Below are 3,071 nucleotides of genomic sequence, written 5' to 3' on the forward strand. Positions count from 1 at the left end.
TCTCCTTGCTTCTAATCATACAGAAAATGCAGATATTTTGACTATGATTTAGTCTTTTCTCTGCATCGTTTTTTTATTTAATTTGAATATATTATTGGTTTTATGTGTATTCAATTTGGCGTTCTACACTTTGCATAGGTATCTGCCTTGCTGTGAAGAGAATCTTCAAACATATCTAATGCTTCATAGTCGATTTCTCCTGTTTCTGGATCTGCATTGTCCAGGATAGTCTTATAAGCCTGTGGTATTTCGTAGAGATACATTTTTCTTTTCCTCCTTTACTTCCTCTAAAAGCTGATCACGTGTCATATGACGTGGATGTCCAATGTATCTAGGTGGAATCTTTCTCCCACATGACACTGTCTGTATAATTTCATTTGTTGCCGGATCCACAGAGAATTTAATCTGCAGATCCACATAGCGTGGCTTGTAGTAATCCACTCTGTTGTCAAAGTAGCTTTCTGCCACTTCTGACAAATACTTTGTCAATTCATCATGAATTGCTTTAAGATCAATCATTTCTATCTCCTGTCTTCTATCATTTCTGTAATTTCATCAATCAGATCCTGACTGCTGCGTGCCATCATCCTGTCATAGACTTCCTTGTCAGCATCTTCAGCCTGTTCCAGAACGTCGCTGAACAGTGACAGTATCTGTGAAATCAGATAATTTATATCCTGATCCGTTACTTCTTCTTCCTGTGGGATTGCAGTACTCTTTGCCATTGCACCATTGCTCTTGCTGCACATATACATATGTTTCATCCTCTTGCCTTCTCATTTTCAATCAGCTGCATGACTTTAATCAGTTCCGACTTGTCTACATAGAGCTGATCATGCTCTGTATGGATCAGATACTTTCCATTGCATCCATCAGTGATATCGAATCGAACAGGTCTTCCCTGCTGTGTTACTGCATCCACTTCATATGCATCCAGGTGAAAGTTACTTTGCATTGCTTCCATCTCCTCCCATAAGTTCCAATTTACTTTTGCCATATATCAACAAAGCTTTCTCCATTCTTAATGTAGCAATGATTGTCATAGCATCAGAATCCCCAGCTGAACTGCAACAAGTGTGAGAATTGCGATTGTCATACCGCAGATCAGAACAACGTCGCTGTTGCTGATAGTCTGCACTGGTTCTTCCTCAACTGCTTTTCTTCTTGCAAAAGACGGAATATCCAACGGCTTCTCGAAATGATGCACCTTTAAGCATGTTTTTTCATTCATTGTTTGCACCTTTCCTTTCTTCTAATGCTTTCAGTCTGTCTGCCCAGCGTTCTGCTTTACTGGCAATGATTTCATAATCTAAATGGATCCACGCAACTTCAGCTGCATTTGAAACATCAGAGTATTCCTCAATGATGCTGTCCATATATACTTCTGGATCCTGTTCAGCACATGGATTTGTTCCATCAAGCGCTCTGATGTACTTGAGGCATGCCTGTGAAAGCTCAGCTGCTTCCTCTGCAAGCTGCATAATGAGTGCTTTTCTGTCGAGCTTTGAGTGAACATAGTGCTGTGCAATTGTTTTTCTTCTTACTACTTCCTGAATATCTGTTCCATTAATCTTTTCCATGATCAGCCTCCAATGTGATTGATGATGTCCTTTATCATTGCGAATCCACTGTCCATCGTGGTACATATGATTCTTGTACCACTTAGAAAATGGATAACTACGTGTGATTCATCTGAATGTTTTGACTTGACGTAAGTAATGCCTACAACATCTCTGTAGCTGTCTGTTGCTCTTAAAGCGTTCAGCAGCATGTCACAGATAAATTGTTTGTCTTCCATATTTGCCCTTCTTTCTGTTAGAATATTTGTGAAGTCATTCGAAAATGCTTCACTTTGTGTAAGAGGGTTCCATGTCCTGGATGCCCTTTTTTTATTTGGCATATACACCAGCTTGCTTCTTCAGTGTTTCAAGTGACATGTTCACTACCTTTGCAATTGATGTAATGCGCACTTTTGCTGGTTCGATTCTGAATGGCAGCTCATTGTCCATCCTGTTTGCATATTCATAGATTCGAACAGCAGTGTTGTAAGAGACACCAAGAAGCTTTCTGATATCAGCCTTGTTCAGATATATCTGATTGGCAATCTCTTCTCTTGTTTTAACTTTCTGCATCTTCAATTCCTTTCAGAAACTTGTTGATGAAATACACCTGCCCTTCTCCAGTACATTTAGGAGTCCTTGTAACTCGTACACTTCCATCAGGATTCTGCACTGTAGACTCTTTCACTTCGAACAGATGTAGATTCATACTCTTCTGTGTTGGCATATTCTTAGATGATCCTGACTTGATCAGATATCCATTCTGTCTCAGCCATTCGAATAAGCGCTTCTGCCCAATCTCATATCCGTTCTGCTTGATGATCTTTGCAAGGTCTCCTACTAGAATCGATGTATGAGATGTAGTTACTGCATCAGCGAATAAAGCCTTCGGTTTCATCTCCTGGATGATGATTTCCTTCTGCTTGAGCTGTTCACCTGCCTGTAGAAGCAGATCAGCAAGACTGCCAGGATTGTGAGTGATGTCATAGGCCTTGTCATCGGTCATATAGACACCGTTCTGTCGGATGGCAGGAAGTACTTCACTTGTCACCCAGTGTTTGAAGCGTTTGGCGCTTGGAAGCTTGGAACCCAGGATTAAACTGTAGAGACCACTTTCGTTGATGATCGTCTGATTTGGATTTCCTCTTCCTCTATTTCCGTCGGAAATCACGACGGTATTCTTGTCTTCATCCGCCACATGTGTAGCGAGTGCATCTCTTGTGTTGGAATATCCAAGTGTTTCAGCTACATCCTTACCAATGAACCATGGCTCACCGTTTATCTCGACTGTTCTTACTTCAAATTCTTCATTCTTAAATACTTGTACTTTTTTCATTAATCTCCTTTCTAAGTGTCTTTTTAGGACACTTATAATTAAAAAAAAAAAAAAAAAAAAAAAAAAAGGCTATATTAGCAAAATGGTGAACATATTTTAATATTGTACGAATATATGGACAGTAACAACAATTAAGCAGCATTATAATGTCAGCACATTCAAGGAGATGACATTAT

At 39.6% G+C, this 3,071-nt stretch carries 9 protein-coding genes; all 9 read right to left on the reverse strand.

What is annotated here, in order from left to right; translation table 11 throughout:
• Positions 1-110: 110 nt before the first annotated feature.
• Complete coding sequence (locus tag ACTND6_RS10605) at positions 111-263, reverse strand: hypothetical protein (RefSeq protein ID WP_441024182.1); 153 nt, start codon at positions 261-263, stop codon at positions 111-113.
• Positions 232-519, reverse strand: coding sequence for a hypothetical protein (locus tag ACTND6_RS10610; RefSeq protein WP_441024185.1), 288 nt, complete (start codon positions 517-519; stop codon positions 232-234). The genes ACTND6_RS10605 and ACTND6_RS10610 overlap by 32 nt, the downstream gene beginning before the upstream one ends.
• 2 nt (positions 520-521) lie before the next feature.
• Positions 522-764: a hypothetical protein gene (locus ACTND6_RS10615; RefSeq protein WP_441024188.1), complete on the reverse strand. Its 243-nt coding sequence runs from the start codon at positions 762-764 to the stop codon at positions 522-524.
• The gene (locus ACTND6_RS10620) at positions 761-997 is read right to left on the reverse strand and encodes a hypothetical protein (RefSeq protein ID WP_441024190.1); all 237 of its coding nucleotides are present in this window, start codon (positions 995-997) and stop codon (positions 761-763) included. Before ACTND6_RS10620 ends, ACTND6_RS10615 begins: the two co-directional genes overlap by 4 nt.
• Before the next feature lie 42 nt (positions 998-1,039).
• A complete protein-coding gene (locus ACTND6_RS10625; protein ID WP_441024192.1) occupies positions 1,040-1,231 on the reverse strand; it encodes a hypothetical protein in 192 nt (63 codons plus the stop codon).
• Entirely contained in the window at positions 1,224-1,580 is a 357-nt protein-coding gene (locus tag ACTND6_RS10630; protein WP_441024194.1) for a hypothetical protein, read from the reverse strand. Before ACTND6_RS10630 ends, ACTND6_RS10625 begins: the two co-directional genes overlap by 8 nt.
• A 2-nt stretch (positions 1,581-1,582) precedes the next feature.
• Positions 1,583-1,798 carry a hypothetical protein gene (locus ACTND6_RS10635; RefSeq protein ID WP_441024196.1) on the reverse strand — a complete coding sequence of 72 codons (216 nt, stop codon included), beginning with the start codon at positions 1,796-1,798 and terminating at the stop codon, positions 1,583-1,585.
• Positions 1,799-1,889: 91 nt separating this feature from the next.
• Positions 1,890-2,132 (reverse strand): hypothetical protein, encoded by a 243-nt coding sequence (locus tag ACTND6_RS10640; protein ID WP_320104366.1) that lies wholly within the window; start codon positions 2,130-2,132, stop codon positions 1,890-1,892.
• The gene (locus tag ACTND6_RS10645) at positions 2,119-2,895 is read right to left on the reverse strand and encodes a phage antirepressor (protein ID WP_441024199.1); all 777 of its coding nucleotides are present in this window, start codon (positions 2,893-2,895) and stop codon (positions 2,119-2,121) included. Before ACTND6_RS10645 ends, ACTND6_RS10640 begins: the two co-directional genes overlap by 14 nt.
• Positions 2,896-3,071: the final 176 nt, after the last annotated feature.

The organism is Bulleidia sp. HCP3S3_C9, assembly GCF_052064035.1.
Classification (GTDB): Bacteria; Bacillota_I; Bacilli_A; order Erysipelotrichales; family Erysipelotrichaceae; genus Bulleidia.